The organism is Methylobacterium nigriterrae, assembly GCF_037106235.1.
Lineage (GTDB): Bacteria > Pseudomonadota > Alphaproteobacteria > Rhizobiales > Beijerinckiaceae > Methylobacterium > Methylobacterium nigriterrae.
In genome coordinates this window covers 1-273 of the sequence record NZ_JBAWTG010000845.1, presented here as the reverse complement: position 1 = coordinate 273, position 273 = coordinate 1, and the positions used below count along the sequence as shown (strand labels likewise).

Genomic DNA, 273 nt, shown 5'->3' with positions numbered 1-273 from the left:
CGGCGGCAGGGCGATCTTCACCTGTGGTGCCCATCGCTCGGCGTAGAACAGGGCGCTGTCCGCAATCGTGAACTGAGCGCCCGTGACATAGTCCCGCCCGGCGAGTTGTCGCTCCAGAATGCTAAGCGCCTCCTCTACCATCTCGTGGCCCTTCCTCTCCGTCGCGTGCTGCCCGCCGCCGCGGGTCTGGTGCACGATGTCCGGCGGCTCGAATTTCGGCGGCTTGAAGATGCGCCCGAAGGCTTGCCCGTGCAGCGTGCCGACGACGTAGTC

At 66.7% G+C, this 273-nt stretch carries 1 protein-coding gene; it reads right to left on the bottom strand.

Translation table 11 applies throughout. The features are described 5' to 3' along the window. On the bottom strand, positions 1-273 hold a 273-nt coding region (locus WDW90_RS39395), incomplete at both ends, for a glutathione S-transferase C-terminal domain-containing protein (RefSeq protein ID WP_336493029.1).